At 41.2% G+C, this 17,324-nt stretch carries 18 protein-coding genes; 5 read left to right on the top strand and 13 right to left on the bottom strand.

The window, feature by feature from the left end; all coding sequences use genetic code 11:
• Nucleotides 1–29 precede the first annotated feature (29 nt).
• A complete protein-coding gene (locus QZ998_RS13105) occupies nucleotides 30–752 on the bottom strand; it encodes a response regulator transcription factor (protein ID WP_296561278.1) in 723 nt (240 codons plus the stop codon).
• 278 nt (nucleotides 753–1,030) lie between these two features.
• On the opposite strand from QZ998_RS13105, the gene QZ998_RS13100 reads away from it, so the two are divergent.
• The 4 genes from QZ998_RS13100 to QZ998_RS13085 are packed head-to-tail and all read left to right on the top strand — an operon-like array spanning nucleotide 1,031 to nucleotide 2,159.
• A complete protein-coding gene (locus tag QZ998_RS13100) occupies nucleotides 1,031–1,237 on the top strand; it encodes a helix-turn-helix transcriptional regulator (protein ID WP_148568304.1) in 207 nt (68 codons plus the stop codon).
• Nucleotides 1,238–1,248: 11 nt separating this feature from the next.
• Nucleotides 1,249–1,704 (top strand): hypothetical protein, encoded by a 456-nt coding sequence (locus QZ998_RS13095; protein ID WP_296561277.1) that lies wholly within the window; start codon nucleotides 1,249–1,251, stop codon nucleotides 1,702–1,704.
• A gap of 16 nt (nucleotides 1,705–1,720) precedes the next feature.
• Entirely contained in the window at nucleotides 1,721–1,900 is a 180-nt protein-coding gene (locus QZ998_RS13090) for a hypothetical protein (protein WP_296561276.1), read from the top strand.
• Between the two features lie 43 nt (nucleotides 1,901–1,943).
• Nucleotides 1,944–2,159, top strand: a complete 216-nt coding sequence (locus QZ998_RS13085) for a hypothetical protein (RefSeq protein WP_296561275.1) — start codon at nucleotides 1,944–1,946, stop codon at nucleotides 2,157–2,159.
• 131 nt (nucleotides 2,160–2,290) lie between these two features.
• On the opposite strand, the gene QZ998_RS13080 is transcribed toward QZ998_RS13085, so the two are convergent.
• The 12 genes from QZ998_RS13080 to QZ998_RS13025 all read right to left on the bottom strand — a co-directional run bounded on the left by QZ998_RS13080 (nucleotide 2,291) and on the right by QZ998_RS13025 (nucleotide 17,024).
• Entirely contained in the window at nucleotides 2,291–2,626 is a 336-nt protein-coding gene (locus QZ998_RS13080; RefSeq protein WP_296561274.1) for a glutaredoxin domain-containing protein, read from the bottom strand.
• A gap of 461 nt (nucleotides 2,627–3,087) precedes the next feature.
• Nucleotides 3,088–3,351 carry a hypothetical protein gene (locus QZ998_RS13075; protein ID WP_296561273.1) on the bottom strand — a complete coding sequence of 88 codons (264 nt, stop codon included), beginning with the start codon at nucleotides 3,349–3,351 and terminating at the stop codon, nucleotides 3,088–3,090.
• A 217-nt stretch (nucleotides 3,352–3,568) separates the two neighbouring features.
• Nucleotides 3,569–4,333 (bottom strand): hypothetical protein, encoded by a 765-nt coding sequence (locus tag QZ998_RS13070; RefSeq protein ID WP_296561272.1) that lies wholly within the window; start codon nucleotides 4,331–4,333, stop codon nucleotides 3,569–3,571.
• A 53-nt stretch (nucleotides 4,334–4,386) separates the two neighbouring features.
• On the bottom strand, nucleotides 4,387–6,234 hold the full coding sequence (locus tag QZ998_RS13065; protein WP_296561270.1) for a WG repeat-containing protein: 1,848 nt from the start codon (nucleotides 6,232–6,234) through the stop codon (nucleotides 4,387–4,389).
• Nucleotides 6,235–6,477: 243 nt separating this feature from the next.
• Nucleotides 6,478–7,104 (bottom strand): hypothetical protein, encoded by a 627-nt coding sequence (locus tag QZ998_RS13060; protein WP_296561268.1) that lies wholly within the window; start codon nucleotides 7,102–7,104, stop codon nucleotides 6,478–6,480.
• 114 nt (nucleotides 7,105–7,218) lie between these two features.
• Nucleotides 7,219–8,466: an MBL fold metallo-hydrolase gene (locus tag QZ998_RS13055; RefSeq protein ID WP_296561267.1), complete on the bottom strand. Its 1,248-nt coding sequence runs from the start codon at nucleotides 8,464–8,466 to the stop codon at nucleotides 7,219–7,221.
• 28 nt (nucleotides 8,467–8,494) lie between these two features.
• The gene (locus tag QZ998_RS13050; protein WP_296561266.1) at nucleotides 8,495–9,283 is read right to left on the bottom strand and encodes a WG repeat-containing protein; all 789 of its coding nucleotides are present in this window, start codon (nucleotides 9,281–9,283) and stop codon (nucleotides 8,495–8,497) included.
• Between the two features lie 580 nt (nucleotides 9,284–9,863).
• Nucleotides 9,864–10,820 (bottom strand): hypothetical protein, encoded by a 957-nt coding sequence (locus tag QZ998_RS13045; protein WP_296561265.1) that lies wholly within the window; start codon nucleotides 10,818–10,820, stop codon nucleotides 9,864–9,866.
• A gap of 280 nt (nucleotides 10,821–11,100) precedes the next feature.
• Nucleotides 11,101–11,607, bottom strand: coding sequence for a hypothetical protein (locus QZ998_RS13040; RefSeq protein WP_296561263.1), 507 nt, complete (start codon nucleotides 11,605–11,607; stop codon nucleotides 11,101–11,103).
• The gene (locus QZ998_RS13035) at nucleotides 11,604–12,851 is read right to left on the bottom strand and encodes a hypothetical protein (protein ID WP_296561261.1); all 1,248 of its coding nucleotides are present in this window, start codon (nucleotides 12,849–12,851) and stop codon (nucleotides 11,604–11,606) included. Before QZ998_RS13035 ends, QZ998_RS13040 begins: the two co-directional genes overlap by 4 nt.
• A 54-nt stretch (nucleotides 12,852–12,905) precedes the next feature.
• Entirely contained in the window at nucleotides 12,906–14,687 is a 1,782-nt protein-coding gene (locus tag QZ998_RS13030; RefSeq protein ID WP_296561259.1) for a WG repeat-containing protein, read from the bottom strand.
• A 492-nt stretch (nucleotides 14,688–15,179) separates the two neighbouring features.
• The gene (locus QZ998_RS13025; RefSeq protein ID WP_296561258.1) at nucleotides 15,180–17,024 is read right to left on the bottom strand and encodes a WG repeat-containing protein; all 1,845 of its coding nucleotides are present in this window, start codon (nucleotides 17,022–17,024) and stop codon (nucleotides 15,180–15,182) included.
• A 193-nt stretch (nucleotides 17,025–17,217) separates the two neighbouring features.
• Here QZ998_RS13025 and QZ998_RS16940 point away from each other — a divergent pair.
• A partial coding sequence (locus QZ998_RS16940; RefSeq protein WP_366512456.1) for an ADP-ribosylglycohydrolase family protein occupies nucleotides 17,218–17,324 on the top strand: 107 nt, incomplete at its 3' end.

Raw genomic sequence — 17,324 nt, 5'->3', positions numbered from 1 at the left:
TTTTTTTATCTAAATAATAGCGACCGGGACTATTTGTTTTGGCTGGTCTCAAACATGTATCCGGTTCCCCAGATGGTTTTAATATATTGGGGTTGATTGGGATTTTCTTCGATTTTCTCGCGGATTTTACGGATGTGCACATTCAGGGTGCCATCGCTAAAAAATGCATCTCCCCAAATGTTAGCAAATAGCTCATCTTTAGAGATGACCCGGTTTTTGTTTTCATAGAGGTATAAAAAGAGCTTGAACTCCTTTGTCTTAAAACCGACATCTTTTCCACTCCGATAAACCTTCATGGCATCCTTGTCGATTCTCAAGTTGCCGTAGCTGTCTTGCTCACTTAACTGAGCACTGTCCCCATCATTGCCCCCAGTTTTTAGGCCCGCCGCCTCATAGCGCTTGATGATCACCTTGACCTTGGCCAGCAAGACGCTCAGGGAATAGGGTTTCTTGATATAATCATCGCCACCAATATTCAGGGCAATCAGAACGTCATCATCACTCTGCCGGGCACTGATAAAAAGAATCGGCACATCGGTCTTTTTCCGGAGCGCCTTACATAATTCAAAACCACTGTCATTTCCCAGATTGATATCCAGCAAAATCAGTTTAACCCGGTTGTCTTCGATAAAATCGACACACGCATCAAAATTGGTCACAAGGGTGCAGGTCACGCCAAACATTTCAAAATATTCACAGGTCGCTCTCGCAAGTTCCACTTCATCATCGACGATTAAACAATCCCAATTCATACTTACTCCGATCCCCCGACTGTGTCGGGAAAGTTGTTCGATTTAATGATCCAAAATTTCTTGGTTAAATCATACCATTATTTCCTCGCAATTGCATCCGGTTCGGATGAAATTGCGAAGACTTAAATCAATTCCTGCCGTGATATGGTTGATTCTGGCTTCCGTCAAAAATAATTTCACGCCGATTTATTTTTTTGCAAAGTTCACTTGACATTTTATGCAAAGTAAACTATACTAATAATGCAAAGTATGCTATGCAAATTAACAGAAGGTGCAAAATGAAAACACGAATAAAAGAGCTAAGAAAAGAGCGAAAACTATCCCAGGAAGAACTGGCTCTGGAAGTGGGAACAACGAGGCAAACCATTACCTCCATCGAAGTGGGGAAATATACCGCCTCGCTGGTGCTGGCCTATAAAATCGCCCACTATTTTGGACTGACAATCGAAGAAGTCTTTGACTTTTCAGATGCAAATGAATTTTAGGAGGACTGATCATGGAAAAATTTAGAACAAAGGTAAAACGAAGAATTGTTATTTCTTCAGGAATGGCATTTATTGCGATGGTGTTGGGCGTTTTTAATGTTTATTCAATACTTATTACAGATCACTCAACCGCAACGCATTCAGATGGTTTTGTGGCTGGATTCCAGTTTGGTCTGATCGTAAGTATTTTCGGACTGGCAATATTTGATGTCATCAAGCTAAGCCTGGCGATCAACGATGAATCCAAGTTGAGAGTATTGTATAACAAGGAACATGACGAGTGGCTAATCGCAATTCGCAATAAAGCCGGGGCGCCAATGATTATCATTACTTCCGTCCTGATGATTGTTGCCGCTATTATTGCCGGGTATTTTAACATTATCGTGTTTTACACCCTGGTCATCGCTGTGGCCGCCCAATTATCCGTTAGTGCGATGGTCAAGCTTTATTGTATGAAAACCATGTAAGGGCTGGTGACCAATGATGAAACGAAGTATCTTCTTTGCTATAGCGGCTATTATTATGCTGTTCTACCTGGGATTGATGGCCATTAACTGGCTGATTTTTCCGATGCCTGATTGGCTTGTTCGAAGTATCGGAATTTTCGCGATGGCTGATATGGTCGCACTTGTTTATTTATCGGTGAGATACAGTCGAAAGTAGTAAGAACAAACAAGAATTCAGATCCAGAATAAGGAGCTTCAAAATGAAAACAGAGATGAGAAAAGAACTTAAAACCGGAATTTTATTCTTTGCCATTTTTAATCTGATTAATTTTTTCGCCAAAAATGTAATTTCCGAACTACCGATATTACACTTTATCCTCGGCGGGCTGGTCGGCCTGGCCTTGTGTCAGATAATTATTGGCATCTTACCAGAAACTACTTACTTTAAACTGAAAAATCTTAAAAAAATTCGATAAAATAAAACCCTCAACAAACCTAGTTGTTGAGGGTTTTACCTGGTCTTAAATAAAAAAGCAGGATTGGTCAGTGATGCTCTAGTAATTACTAATTTTTGATCATCGTCTCTCCTGAATTACATCAAAATACCTCATTTTGTTTCAAAGCTGGTTTTGCATTTGGGGCAGCGGACGCTGATTTTTCCCTTATCCGTGGGCACCCGCAACTTGGCCTGACAGTTCGGACAAGCCACCACCCGATGATCAACCAGTTCCAGTACCTTGGCCTGATCCAAACCGATCACGGCATCATCTCCAATGATAAAAGCGGGTACCCCGCGAATACCCCTGCGGGTCATTTCTTGTTGGGCCGCTGCGTCATAATTAACGTCCTTCTCAACATATTGGATGTGATTCTGCTTGAGAAAAGCCTTTGCCGTTTTACAGTGTGGGCAGGTCTGGGTTGTAAAGAGGGTTACATCTTTCATTACTCTCACCTGATTTCTTTTATATTTACTTGTCTTATTTATTATTTAATCTTAACAAATACTTACCCGATTTTCTGTGATTCCATCACTGAGAGATAAAATAATGAAAATCCGCAAAAAATAAAAACAACCAAAACTTAGTTCTGGTTGCGAGGTTGTTGGTAAACTACCGTACCGACCAATTGTTAATCTGTTGTTCGCCGCGCTATGCGAAATCCGCTACGCTCCTTTCGCATTAGTCGCGGGCAGTCGCCAACTACAAGCAAGCTTGTGATTGGCTCGTTGCCTGCGCGAAGAATCGGACAGGCTCTGCCGTGTCCGCTCCGATGCGTACAACATGATGTAACAATTGTCGGTACTGGGTTATCTTTTTTGACAGTCTGACAACCAAAAATTCAGTTCTGGTTGCTCTTTTTGTTAATTCTATTTTTATTATATGAACTCTAAAAGCTTATTTCTGGTTATATTGCTTTTTCCATGCGATCCATTCCGGTACAATTCATCCCGATGGGGGATCTCTGTTTTCGGCGGTTCTTTATTTCCCGATAGGCAAATTTACTGCCTTTTTTACAGCCATCATCTTTGACCATCAATATCGAAAGCCCTTCCATTAGTAGAGTCATTTCACATTGTCGAGGGCAGGTGTTGCAGGTGAGTTTAATTTCTCTGACCCCATCATCCAGACAAATTTCCGCTTTTTCTTCTTTTAAGTGTGTGTTGATCATTGATTGGACCTCCAAAACCTTTACTCAGAAACAGATTGACTTCAGCGTCACCGCCATTGTTTGGCGGGATCGCCGTTGCTCTCTGGCCACTTTTTAGTAAAACTTTATCTTTTCTGAATTATAACACAAAATCAAAAGATTGTTAAATAAATAACTATTGGAAACGTTATCTGTTTTGGGGGGTTAATTTTCTTTAAAGATTACTTCTATCATTTGTTCAGTCATTAATCACAACGCAATTTTTGTATTCAGCCGCTGCGAATAATTTTCTAACCTGTTGACATATTAATTCATCCTCGACTCTTTCAATTTGCGACTCATGAAAGGTATCGTATTCTATCCAGAGCTTTCCGTCTTCGAGATAGACAAAATCCAGTTCGTAAATGTTTTCCCAGCTAAAGATATTGTCAGCGGTCCTTAACGAGCCAGGCACACTTGCCACAAGATAATAGTTGACCTCATCCGAACCAAATCGCTGTTTTTTAGACACCCGGACAACATCTCCTATAGAAAATAAACGACCGGCATTTTCTTGATAATCATTTGGCATTCTCAGGTATCGCAATCCTTGCAGTCTCATTTCATGGCGTTCGATCAAATTCCCCTGATCGTCAAGTTCATAATCGATACTGAGACTATGGTCTCTGCATAATTGATACAAATCGGTCTCTTCTGAGACCAATATTTTTGTTTTATAACACTGTTGCCTTATTTTGCGTTCAAATTGATCAACATCTTCCATAATGATCAATTCATGAATGACAAAATCGCAATAAACTTGTTCTTCAAAAAAAGTCGCCATTTCATCATTCCGGTAATCAATTTGCTTGTCCTGAATTTTTTTAAGCCGCTCATTGACCTCCTCAATACCAGCCTGCAACGCTTGTTCATAACCTAAGAAAACGTTGCTGTAGAAACTATTCCTTTCACATAAATCGCCGTATCGGTTTATACAAACCTGAATCTCGAGATGATAAATCACCTGATTCCTCCAATCATTTTCATGCACTTATCAACGCCTTGTCTATTCCACTATTACGACTTGATCAATGCTTCCACTTGGGTTAGCAAATCCCGCAGTGATCGCGCCCGGTAATCCAGACTCGGCTTGATCAGATAATTGCCACAGGGATCAATATAACCATATTTTCCGTCTTTTTTAACCGATGCCACCTCGTCATTAAAACAGTCTGCTTTTTCAAAGACCGCTTCCGTCACAGCGTTCCCAAATTTATCGATAAAACCATAGCGCCCCGCCTTTTTCACAACAATGATGTCATGATGAAAATGATAGTCCATCTCCTCGAATTGAGGTTCCACCAGTTCTCTGCCCAATCCATCCAGCAGACCATACAAACCGTCTTTTCGTACGATGGCCAGATCGGAACAATACTGATTGGGATCTTCATTTTTAACACTAAAATCATTTGCTCTCAACTTATCATAAATCACCTCCGAGCCGATATTCCCGATGATATTGATGATGCCATATTTTTTATTCTTTCTGACAATCACTTTAAAGGCTGGTTCCTGGGCAAATTCATCCTCAATATCATCAAACTCAATCGGGATACACAGCTTGAAACGGCTGTCCATAACACCATACTTATCATTTTGCTTGACGATAAAATAACCACTGTAAGGTTGATCACTAAAGCATAAACTGATCCAATCATAAATCAGGTCAACCAGAACATTGCCACAAAAATCAACCATTCCAAATTTATCATTTTTACTCACAATGGCGCGATTCCATTGGTGACCACAAAATTTAAGCTCATCGTAGCAAAAATCAATTTTTGTTTGACCATTGCGGTTGATCATTCCCCACTTTCCATTTTGCTTTGCTACGACCACATCCGGTTGGAGTTGACGATAACTAATATCCTCATATAAAAAATCAACCACGCAATGATCCTGCCAATCGATTAGACCAGTGCGGCCATCCTTTTTAGCGACCAGAAGCCGCTCCCGCAAGTCATAAAAAGACAAGGATTCATACTTAAAATCAACCCAGATATTTCCATGCAAATCAACCACACCCCAACGACCTTTTTTCTCTGCCAAAACAAAACCATACTTTAAGGAATCAGAGGCCATTTCGTTCTGGATACCACTGGAAAAAAAGCAACGCACATAGCTTACGATCCGGTCGTAAACTATGTCAATCACGATTTCATTTCTCAGACTGACGATTCCCCACAAGCCATCCCGGCATACTTGTAGCAATCCCGAATGGATATATCGTCCGCCAAATATCGCCTCATACTGAAATGGAATCATCACACTGCCGGTTCTGCTGACCAACCCCACTTTTCCATCTTTTTTTACGACACAAACCTGTCCATGATTTCCAATCACCTCGTCATAAACAAGCTCCAGATTAATTCTTCCGGTTCTGTCAATGGTTCCCCATTTACCGTTTTTCATCACTTCGGCGGTTTCATGAACAAAATAATTGGCATTCTCATAGATTGGCTGGATCGTCACCTTCCCGGTTTCATACTCACAATAACCACAACAGTAATTTTCCTCCGGTTCGATTTCAGGATAATAGACATATTCCAGGGTATCTCCCGCACAAATGGGTGCCTTTAAAAAGTTCTCTTTGTATAATTTGGGCTCAATGTAATCTCCCTTGTCATCCTTCGTTACATAAAATAGCACCATCCCATTGACATCGCTAAACTCAAATGAATCCCGTTTTGAAAATTGACCGGGTGCACCATGTCCAATCATTTCGACCTTTTGAAACAGACCGTCCGCCGTTACTGATACACTCCCCTGCCATTGAAGTGCGGCATTCTTACCGTTAATTATCATACAGGGAATTTCTGTTACTGACATTATTTCCGCTACTTTCTTATTTCTTTCAGCTTTCATCTTGGAACCTCCCTTACCATCACGTGGTTTTAAATCTCTGATCAAACACAGCTTTAAGCTTATGTTATTAAAGCCATTATAGCAGCGGGATTTTTGCACAAAGGCCAATAGTATGAAACAACAACCGGGAATAATCCTGCTTTCACTAATAATAACTGCTCATTTAAACAGCCGCCGAAAGATCTTGGCTGATCTTCCGGCGGCTGTTTGATCGTTTTAAAAGCGAATCCTTCCAGGATGTTTCTAATAGCTGTAAAAAAAAGTAAAATCATGCTGATAACAACGCTCAACCTCATTATAACCGATGGTCAGCCCCATTTTTCTCAAGTCGTTAAAGTCCCGATACATGGTGCTGCGGCTGCACTCGGGAAAGGTCTCCTGATACCAGTCTACATAGGTGTAATAATGCATATTTTCATTTTTTTCTGGAAAACTGTCGTTATAACTCAAATACGCCGCCGGATCCTCCATGGCCCATTGATAATCCTCTTCATCTTCATAACCAAGTTTTTCATAAAAAGGAATATCCTCATTTTTAATGTACCAGACAATTGTAGCCAAGCGGTTAAGTTTTAACAAATGCCGGTTTCGGGCCTGATTCTGGCCCAGACAAGGTGGTGGAAAACAACCTGCTTCATTAAGCCTTAAGTACCGCTCTTCCGGATCACGCCAGGCATAGCCCTTTACTTTTTTTGAGAAATGCACATCAATGAGACTGGCATCATTTAAATCTTTTACATCCCGTTGGATCGTTTTAAGAGATACCTTGATATAAGTATTAAGATCATCATAGGGAAGGTCTGCACAATGTGCAAAAAGATGAAAAAGACGGAACTGCCGGCTAAACTTATCGGTTACTTTTAGTTTCATCACCATGATCCGCCTTTCATAATCATTTGCTGCTTAATTCTTGATCTGACCACTCGCGTCTGGCTCAACACCGGATCAAATGTTTTGATTCCGCCTACTTGAGATAGCTTTTCTTTAAAGCCTAATTAGCTCTCCATCTTGGGGCAAGTAGACACGATTGCCACATTCCAGAAAAGCGTCCGGGTTTTCGGTGTGGATCGGTAAAACCATCCGGGGGTTGCATTGCTGAATAAATGCTTTCAGGGCCTGCGCCGAAGCGTGTCCGCTGGTGTGAAGATCGGTAAGTGTCATCGTCTTCTGATCAGCAAAATCCAGCACCGCTTTGATCTTTTTCTGATGCTTATAGCCGCTCCACTGGGAATAGATCAATTCTGCTCCCTCAAGATGATCGATATGCTGCAGATCCGACAGCATCGACGGCCGAAACAATAGGCAATAATCTTGTCGCCGTCCCAATTCTTCCTTAGTTATTTTATAGCGGCTAAACTGATTCATTAAATGGTCGTGGTCTTTTTCAAACATTTTGCGGGTCAGCCAAAAGGGATAGATGACCCTGATATTGTCAAAGGACGGCGACAGTTTGGGAATCGATGCCGCCAGTTGGGAAACAATATGGGCTGTGAAAATGTCCATTACAAAAATTCGATTATTCTTGGTGGCCGCTTTATACATCCCCACCAGCCGGTCAATGTTGGTTGATGATTGCAAAACAAGTACCGGTTTATCGCTTGACTGCATCAGTTCACGAGCTTTCTCTTCAAGCTGATCCTCGGTTTCCAGGGCCTCCATACTTCGGGTCATCATCGTCCCTTCAATCAGCAGGGCATCAATCCCCGAGGGCAGATGATTTTTAAAATACGCCGTGGCCTTGGCCTTTTTACCGTGATCCCGAAAATCCCCGGTGTAGACCACCGTCTTGCCACCGGCTTCAATCACAAAACCATAAGCATCATAGCCGGAATGATCAACCAGATAAGGGGTGACTGTGAAGTCGCCGATTATCTGGGGGCGACTGCTTTCAAAAAAGACAACCGGATTGGCCAAGGGCTGGCTCCCGGTAAACCGTGCAGTAGTATTGTAAATATGCAGAGCCCCTTTGCCGATATATACCGGAATCGCCGGGTTGACCTGACCGATTAAACCCACATGATCGCCGTGACTGTGAGAAATCAGTACCGCAGCCACGGCCTGTTGCTCGATCAGGGCCTTAACCCCTGGCAGCAGTTCGGTTTCGACCGGAACGGTTTCGTCAAGGCTGGGTAATTCCTTGCCAACGTCTAATAGAATCCGAGTCTTTTCAGTGGCCAATTCAATACAGCTGCCGCCAATTTGATTGGCTCCGCGGTGGATGGTGATGTTCATGGGTGACACCTCTGCCTTTCCTTACTTTCTATTTCGGCCAGTCTGATTCAGTCACTTTTATGATTATCTCTTGCTTTGTTCCATCTTTTAATGCCAGGAATTTAACCAAATCACGATCCTCTGATCCAATCACTTTTAAGCGGTCATAGATTATGGGAATGATTGGTTCTCCATGGATATCTAAAAAGCCCTTCTTCTGATCCTTTGCCACAAAAAAATAATGCCCGGTTTTGTTTCCAATTTCAATTGGCAAATACCCGATCTTATCGTAGATAATTGGCAATATTACTTGATTGTTAAGATCAACAACCCCGGTCTTGTGGTTTTTTGACACCATCAATGCGGGTTCGCAATTTCTGTGACGCTTTATTTTTAATGCTTCAATGTGATCATAAACTGCCGGCAGCACCATTTCCCTGTGCATATTATAGAGGCCGAACTGCTCATCTTTCATGACTTTGATATACAGATAATTGCCGATCGGTATCATTTCAAAACCGCCATTTTCACCGATGCGATCATAAATAACCGGTATCAGCACATTGTTTTTTCTGTTGATCATCCCCTGCTTGCCGTTTTCTTCGATCACATAATAAAGATTGTCTTCATCGCAATACGGGTCGCCATCAAATCCGGCATTGATCAGGTTTTCATAGATGATGGGGATCTCGACTTCGTTTTTTGTATTCAAGACCCCTTTTCTGTTGTTTTTGGTGACCATAAAAAAGCGAGTGTCAAACACGCCGCCATCATAGACATCGTAGACATCCTCAATCTCATCATAAATAATCGGAATGCATTCTCTGTCATTACTCATCATAACGCCCATCTTGTTATTTTGGGTTACAATAAAATACCGTTCCACTCGATTGCAATTCCATCCCAGTTGGGGCACAACCTGAATTGAATCATATTGATTCGCCAGAATCCGGTTCTCATTTTTGCGGCAAGACCTTTCTTTTTATTTTTTGTCAACAGATAAAAAGTCTCGCCGCTCGTATCGAGGTAGTCATGATCATCCCGTAGTTCTTCCACCTCGTCCTATTCAGGTAGGAACACTTTTTTATTTTTCATCGATTAGACCTCCTGGAAAACTTATAAACCAAATTTAACGATTGTATTAAGACTGTTCTATACCATTATCATTGCGATGATACATCTGTGTGTTGACGTTGACCATTGATGTTTTGATAGGGTTACCCCCATTTGAGCAACGATGGCTAGTGATCAAATGGAGGGATGCCTCTGGTTTTTAAAATTATTTTGTGCAAAAACACATGTCTGGTTTTAACTGTTTGGATTTTAAGCCTATCTGAATCCGAAGCTTCAAACGCAAATGAAATATTTTGATTTCTGAATGAGGTATATGTAACCCTAACCTCCGAAAACCTTGTTTGTTAATCTATCTCATCTGATAAATACTTATTTATATCAATCATTTGTTTTTGATAAAGACCATAACCCATTAAGGATGACGTTGCAATTTTAACATCCACATATTTAAGAATATCCGGGTATTTTTCTATTGCTGACTTCAGTTCATTCTTCAATTTTATATCAATTGGTTTATGATTCGCAGCCACAATAATAAATTCAGGTTTTATTTGGTCAACGACTATCTTTTTCTTCTCACCATTGACTATACCAATATTTACGTTAATCAATCCAAGCTCAACTAATTGATTAAATTGGGTTTCAGCTTTTTTAATCATTACGTTTATTTTTTCTTCTTTTGCATAGTTTTCGATATCCTTGAAATGCTTAACTATTCCAGCATCGCCCTTTAATGCTTTATCCCCATATTTCATTTCTATGATTGCTAGTGTTATCGGCTTACAAGCTATCTTGGCTGTGCTTTCAGAAGGCCATTTGATCGCAATTAAGTCAAATTGGCTACCATTCCCACAGTCTAATGCTTCCATATCCACCATAAAATAGTCCGTATCATTTGAAATTCCACTGTAGTTATTTTCTCTAAAAATCAACTGTTCAAATTCTCTTTCAGCTTTTGTTCCTTTTAAATCCATCTCTCTTTTTAATCGAGGAATTAAGCGAATAAACTCGTCAATCGTTTTTGTTTTTTCGAGATCTTCGCGGATATTGTCTTTGAAAAATCCATTGATTTCTTGGTGTTCAAAATAATTTTGATCAAATTTTCGTTTAAAATTAATCGCATCTGAGTTTAGATCATTCTCAGTTATTTCTTTTAATAGGCTACCTCCCCTATAATACAATCTAATGCAGTTATCACCAATTGTCATACAGAGACTATCATCTTTTTGCACAACCTCAAGAAGGTTTCGAAACTTTCCTTCTTTTAAGCTCACCATAAAGTTATCTGTTAAACCATACATAATTATAACCCCCATTATTTTTTACTTTCCCCAATCATACCAAATCCCTATTCCCCCGTCAAAAAAATCTTTATAATTTCTCAATTATTTATCTGCTTCTGCATCGATTGTTTCTTCAATTTGATATTTAACCGTATTCATTCCTTTCAATGCTCTCCATTCACAGTATTCTCTTCACTAAAAACGCCTCAGTGCAAATGTCAAGATAATCGCAACGAACGTTCTTCTACCATTTTACAGTTACATTAATCCCCTTGTCGCCATCCTTTGCAAATCTAAGCTACTCCGAAACCCGAAAATTCCGTTTAATCAGAGCCCCCAACAACATCAGCATCGGCACCTCTTTTTCCGCTTCTTTAAAGCGGCCTTCACCGATGATCTGCCTTTGCACCGCCCTTTCTTTTTCTCGGTCATGGTCGAGATAGTATGCCTGCTTTGATTGTTCGATCCGGTCTTTCATCGACTCGTAAATTTTTTGGACTTCCCTAATCTCGCTTTCAATGAGGTAGCGGGACAATACGTCCACCGGGGTGGGACCGTCCTGTTCATTGTCAATCAAATAGATAAAAAAATCGGCAATCATCCTGGTCTCAATGTCCGTATTTCGCTCAGCATCGATGACCTTCATCACTTCCTCGCCGCAGTTGGGACTAAACGCCCATTTCGTCATCGCATCAATAATCTTATTGACAAATTCATGATCACTTTTTAAGTACCACAAGGCTACAATTCCTTCCAGACAAATCCAGAAATAATAAGCCAGCATTTCCTCCGCACGATTAATCATTTCAACACTTCCTTTCTGCCTTGGGATTCGCTTTCACTGATTAAAATTGCTTCAGCAAATCCCCGGTTATATTCGGGTTTCAGATCCTGATCTCTTACCTTTTCAATAACGGGTCTATTTTCGAATGTCAATTCCGGTTTCACCTTTAGTGATTGGAGCCATTCCAGCACATCACCAATGATTGTCAGGAACGCCTGGTGGTTTTCATTTTCTATCAGCACTTCCATATTCCGGGCCCATGCTGCCAACTTGAACGCCCTCAGATCGGTGAGCATATCAGCCATAGCAACTGCAATTTTTTTGATCTCATCTTTGGTTACCATAGTGCTCTCGCTGATTAATCCATCCCCAGTCATTTTTTGTGTTTGTGAAACCTCGGTTTTCGCCGCTATCTTATTCTGCTCAATATATTTGTTGATTTTCTTGCAATCGTCATTAATGTTTTCAATCAGAATCTTGATATAATCTTTTTGCTGCTGCTTTCTGATCAAAGCGATGGCTTCTTCCTCAGTCAGCACCGGCTTATTAACAAGCTTGATGTCCTGGCTCAATACCCCATAGCGATCCTGTTTGCGAATCAGAATATAAGTCAGATTAGCAAAGGGTTTGGTTAACCGGTAACTCGCTTTGATTATTGCGTAGCCATCCAACATTTCCGGCGTCACTAACTTGAAGTAGCGGTTGTAAATGACAAATTGAAAATGTCCCTGGTCATACTGAACCAGCGGATTTGTTGGGTTCTCCAAATCCCCATAGGATTCAAAGCAAAACAGGCAATCCGATTTCCCGGTCCATAAAAATTGCGGTTCCGATTCTTGACCACTGAAACTGACCGGAAGGATCGGGTCCCATTTTACCGGAATTAAGATATTCTCGTTTAAACAGACCAGCCCTTCTTTGCCATTAGCAACAACTTTAAAATAGAACTTACCTGCAAAGCCAACGATCTCAATCCTGTCATAAATAACCGGGATGATCACGTCACCATAGCGATCAATCACGCCCCATTTTTGCCTGCGTTGAGCGAAAATGATAACAACCGGTTCATTTTTGTCAAATATCGTAAGGTGCAAGAAATCCTCTAAGTTAAAGTGGTTATTGATTTCCAGCTTATCCCATTCAATGGGAATCTGGATTTTGTGCTCCGCGGTCAGCAAACCGATCTGCGCGTTTTTCTTGACCAAAAAATAGGTTTTCCTTTTGTCTTTAATTTTCCCCAGACATTCAAACTCAGTTTTGTTCATAATCACCCTCCCTAGTCTCAATCCTTATCTACCACCGATCCAACTACTCAACCCTTATGATTTTAATGCTGCCAACCGGTTTACCATTTTATCAAGCATGGTGACCAGATCCTGGTATTGTTCCGCTTCAATCAATGCCATTAGCCCTTTAGCACTATCGGCTAATTCCTGCTCTTTCAGATCTTCCAGCACCATTACAACATACTCTGCAACACTTACCAGCCGGTCTTTTGACGGCATTGTTCTGCGCAAACCCATTGTTTCATCGACCCAGTCCGTCATTGTTCCCCCTTCCCACTCCCAGTAAACCGGCTTATAAACAATCTGCTTTCCTTCCCGATCAGGTAATTCATAGGACATTCGAATTTGATGCACTTGTTCTTTCAGATCATCGATGAAGTCATTGATGTAGGTGGCTCGCTGCTGTTGTCTGAGCAGATCAAGCGCCGCTTCATAGCTAATCACTGGCGGGCTGATCAGGTTTACCCCATCAATCAGAACCCCGTATTGCTCACCTTTACCGATCAGCACATAGCTGTGAATCTTAATGCAGTCGGCAAATTCATAGCGTTCATCAACTATTTGATAGCCATCCAATTCTGCTGAGCAGACCAGATTAAATTGTAGATCATAGATGCCAAACTTAAAGGTGTCGCTGCCATCATCTGCCATGGCTTCGGCCAGGCTTTCAAATTCCGTCGCCTTTTCAAGACAGATGATGGCTTCTAGGGCTCCCTCCCATAAGGTGTCACAATCGAAGGTATCATTCCAGAAGCTGTGCGGCGTAAGCCGATCCCATCTGATCGGTATCATCGGCTCATTATTGCGATTGACAATCCCTTCTTTGCCATTTGCCAGCACCTTAAAATAGACCGTCTCGCCGATCCGTGCCATTTCGATCTTGTCGTAAGTCAGGGGGATAATGACCCGGCTTTCCAGATCGATTACTCCGAACTGCTGATCTCGACTGACGATGATTAGTTTTTCATCTTTAGCATACAAATCGGGAACGATGCCCATGTCATTCCAGACTAATGGGATGATAAATTTATTCTCTGCGCTCAGCAAACCCATCAGCTGGCCTTTTTGAACCAGAAAACAACTCTCCCGGTCAATCAGGATTTCCCTGAGATAGTCATATTCCACTGGGATCACAACCAGGTTGGAACGGTTAATCATCCCATGCTTGCACCCACCATAATCAAGATGTTCCAAATATTCATAGTAATCGATAAAATTAAGATTCCCATTTTCATTAAACAAGGGCGAAACAATTTTACGAGCTAATAAGGGATCGCCATCCAATGCACGCATTGACTTAAACTCTTTCTGGAGCTCCCAATCATCGCTGATAGCCATATCTGTTTCTGGGAAGGCCTGGGGTATTTCCGCGATTGCTCTTTCAATTTCGACAACATGGTCAAATTGCTCCGATTCGACCGCGTCGTTTTGTACTTCAAGCTCCAGTTTATCAATGGTGCTGATCACATGGAGATAATTGGTCGTCACCCGGCCAATAAAATCCCAGACCGGCTCAATCACAATTGCTCCGGTTTTTATTGAAAACAGACCCCACTTGCCGTTGAGCTCGAAATGAAGCAGTAGCTGCGGATCGGAATACTCATCAAACCAATCGTTGCTACGAAAAAATTCGGTATCTCTGACTGGCAGAAGTTCAATCTTTCCTTTATTGTTTGTATAGGCATAGACCTTGTGATCCTTAATAACGGCTTCGCAAGTGTCAAAGCGGCTGCTAAAACCTTGATCAACAATCATCACCGCATGACAGGGTGTCAGCTTTTCATTAAAATTAAGGGCATTGTTGTTGTTTTTCATTTTAAACCTCCTGAAATTTTCTTAATCGGTAACTTCCTGTTCTAAAATAAATAAGGTATTGAGAATATCACCAAGGCTAATAGTCAGCCCTAGCACTGATTAAGATCGTACTAAGATTGGTCGTAGCTTTAACCGCTAAAATGTATCGTGACATTTATCGTTGCCGCTCGGCCTTCTGTTTTTTAACTGAAAAAGTTTGTGTTTAGACGAAATGAATGATTGAAATAAATGGATAGACAGAAAAAAGATAATTGAAAATTTTTATAATGGCAGTATAACCTATTGGTTGCTGGATAAAAGACAATAGTATGGTACTGAAAATATCGAAACGGAAAAAAGGAAACCGTTTGAATTTTGTATGTTATATTCTGTTGTCAAAGACCATTATTCCAAAATTTACAGCTGTGTTTATTGGAATGATTGTAGTATAACAGATGCTAGTGGACAGATTTGGTACAGGTAGGAAATTTTTATGACCTTTCTTTATTTTCTTCAGTATTCAATTCTTTCTTCCGAATTCTCAATTCCCCGACTTCCGGTTTCATCTGCAAAATTCGACCGGAATTGCTTTAGAAAGGTCTTAAAACTTCGGGCTCTGTTTTTCAGGCAAGGCGCCAGCAGATAATTGCCGCAAACATCAATATAACCGTAAAGCCCATCTTTTCTAATCAATGCCACCCCCTCATGAAATTCTTCGGCGTCTTCAAAAACCGGCTCAATCGCTTCATTGCCATAACAATCCAGATAACCATATAAACCATTTTTCTTAATGACGACCAAACCATCCTGGTATTCCAGATCAATCCAGTCATATTGGGGCGAAACCAGTTCTCGTCCGGTTCCATCCAGCAAACCGAATCGTCCATCCTTCACAACTTTAGTTAAATCACTTTTATTGCGATCATATTGCCGTAATTCATGGATATGGTCATACCTAAAGCCAGAACCAATGGTTCCATTAAAACTCAGTAAATTATATTTATCTTCATCATCACTGTCATCAATTGCCCACATTTTATAAAACGGAAATTCGGTGAAAATATCCTCGAACCGAAGGTATTTCGGCGAAATGGTAAATTCAAACTCATTATTCATAATTCCCCATCCGGTTTTTGTTCTGACCATATAATAACCACTATATTTTTCTTTTGCCGCCCAGGAGAAACAGGGACTTAACGAGCGATACCGGCATTTCAGCAGGATATTGCCAGAAAAATCGGTGATGCCACTGTATCGGCCTTTTTCAACAATGGCACGATCCCACTGCCATTGGTAATCCCGGATCTGATCATAGATAAAATCTATCCGAATCTCTCCGGTGCCGTTTAACATCCCCCATTTTCCATTTTTTTGGGCCACAATGACATCGTCCTGGAGCGGTGAAATTTTGATGTCCTCATAACTAAAATCAATGATCTGACGGCCGTTAAGGTTGATGATTCCTTTCTTCCCATCCCGGCAGGCCACCAGCAGATTTTTGCGCATATCATAACCGGTCAGCGAATCATACAAAAAATCAACCTGAATCTGATTCTTGAGGTTCACCATTCCCCACTTCCCATTTTTTTGAGCCATCACCAGCCCAAACGGAAGGGTTTCATGAGCCAGCTCCGGGGTGCTTTCATGCACCAGATCGTGATTATGCTGATCGCGATGTTTCAACTCATCATAAAGACAATCCAAAATCATCTCGTTTTTGAGACTGATCAGACCCGCCTTGCCATTTTTGCGAACCTTGACATAACCAAAGCAGTGGTCATTTTCCCATATTTCAAGCTCATCATAGATAACCGGAATCATTTCCTTACCACCACGGCTAAACAGGCCATAACGACCGTCTTTCATAACTACCGCAATTTCCTTGAGGTTTTGAATCCCATTGTAGTTAAAATCCAGGCAAATATGACCAAAGATATCAATGATTCCCAAATAACCATCTTTCTGAACAACTGCCGTATCGGCAGGCTCACCATAATTCATTGGGGAAGCAAACTGATAGACGGGCTGAACGACCACCACTCCTGTTTCGGTACTGCAATACCCCCAAAGAACCGGACCTTCCTGTTCCGCCAGAATTTGTTTCAAGTTTGAGCGGAAGTCATAGTGATAGGTTTTATTATTTGGCTGATATAATTGGGGCGATACATACTCGCCGGTTTCATTTCTAACCACATAAAAACGCACTGTATCCTTGTGACAATATAACACCTGTCCGGGGACACCTTGCTGTTCCGCCCTCATCACCTCGACCGACTGCGCCCAGCCCCTTTCATCAATCCGAAGCAGCCCGTTGATCAGACAATTATTTCCTTCAACCATACAGCGCACCGCTTTCATAACAACCTCCTTGTTTATCAAATTGGCCGATTTCTTTTTTTAGTATAACATTCTGAATTTGCTTAAAGACCCAACAGTATGAAACTACGCAACAGAATTTTCAACTAGACAGTGGTTTCATACTACTGTCTGTTGGTAAATAACGACTGTGTTATACTATTCCCGATTATAAATTTAGCGAATGAGGTGACTTATGTTAAAAATGATAAAGAGTGGCATCTTTGGATTGGCAATCGGGGATGCTTTGGGGGTTCCTGTCGAATTTGACGACAGAGAAACCCTAAAACAGAATCCGGTTAC

It is taken from the genome of uncultured Acetobacterium sp. (assembly GCF_927416815.1).
Classification (GTDB): Bacteria; Bacillota; Clostridia; order Eubacteriales; family Eubacteriaceae; genus Acetobacterium.
The sequence above is the reverse complement of the archived record's forward strand: the minus strand, read 5'-3'. Positions and strand labels throughout refer to the sequence as shown.

Coding starts and splice junctions, on each gene's coding strand:
- QZ998_RS13090 (WP_296561276.1), top strand. CDS start 1,721: ATGAAACGAAGTATCTTCTTTGCTATAGCGGCTATTATTATGCTGTTC.
- QZ998_RS13045 (WP_296561265.1), bottom strand. CDS start 10,820: ATGTATGGTTTAACAGATAACTTTATGGTGAGCTTAAAAGAAGGAAAG.
- QZ998_RS13055 (WP_296561267.1), bottom strand. CDS start 8,466: ATGAACATCACCATCCACCGCGGAGCCAATCAAATTGGCGGCAGCTGT.
- QZ998_RS13100 (WP_148568304.1), top strand. CDS start 1,031: ATGAAAACACGAATAAAAGAGCTAAGAAAAGAGCGAAAACTATCCCAG.
- QZ998_RS13080 (WP_296561274.1), bottom strand. CDS start 2,626: ATGAAAGATGTAACCCTCTTTACAACCCAGACCTGCCCACACTGTAAA.
- QZ998_RS13075 (WP_296561273.1), bottom strand. CDS start 3,351: ATGATCAACACACACTTAAAAGAAGAAAAAGCGGAAATTTGTCTGGAT.
- QZ998_RS13105 (WP_296561278.1), bottom strand. CDS start 752: ATGAATTGGGATTGTTTAATCGTCGATGATGAAGTGGAACTTGCGAGA.
- QZ998_RS13030 (WP_296561259.1), bottom strand. CDS start 14,687: ATGAAAAACAACAACAATGCCCTTAATTTTAATGAAAAGCTGACACCC.
- QZ998_RS13040 (WP_296561263.1), bottom strand. CDS start 11,607: ATGATTAATCGTGCGGAGGAAATGCTGGCTTATTATTTCTGGATTTGT.
- QZ998_RS13025 (WP_296561258.1), bottom strand. CDS start 17,024: ATGAAAGCGGTGCGCTGTATGGTTGAAGGAAATAATTGTCTGATCAAC.
- QZ998_RS13085 (WP_296561275.1), top strand. CDS start 1,944: ATGAAAACAGAGATGAGAAAAGAACTTAAAACCGGAATTTTATTCTTT.
- QZ998_RS13065 (WP_296561270.1), bottom strand. CDS start 6,234: ATGAAAGCTGAAAGAAATAAGAAAGTAGCGGAAATAATGTCAGTAACA.
- QZ998_RS13035 (WP_296561261.1), bottom strand. CDS start 12,851: ATGAACAAAACTGAGTTTGAATGTCTGGGGAAAATTAAAGACAAAAGG.
- QZ998_RS13050 (WP_296561266.1), bottom strand. CDS start 9,283: ATGAGTAATGACAGAGAATGCATTCCGATTATTTATGATGAGATTGAG.
- QZ998_RS13095 (WP_296561277.1), top strand. CDS start 1,249: ATGGAAAAATTTAGAACAAAGGTAAAACGAAGAATTGTTATTTCTTCA.
- QZ998_RS13060 (WP_296561268.1), bottom strand. CDS start 7,104: ATGAAACTAAAAGTAACCGATAAGTTTAGCCGGCAGTTCCGTCTTTTT.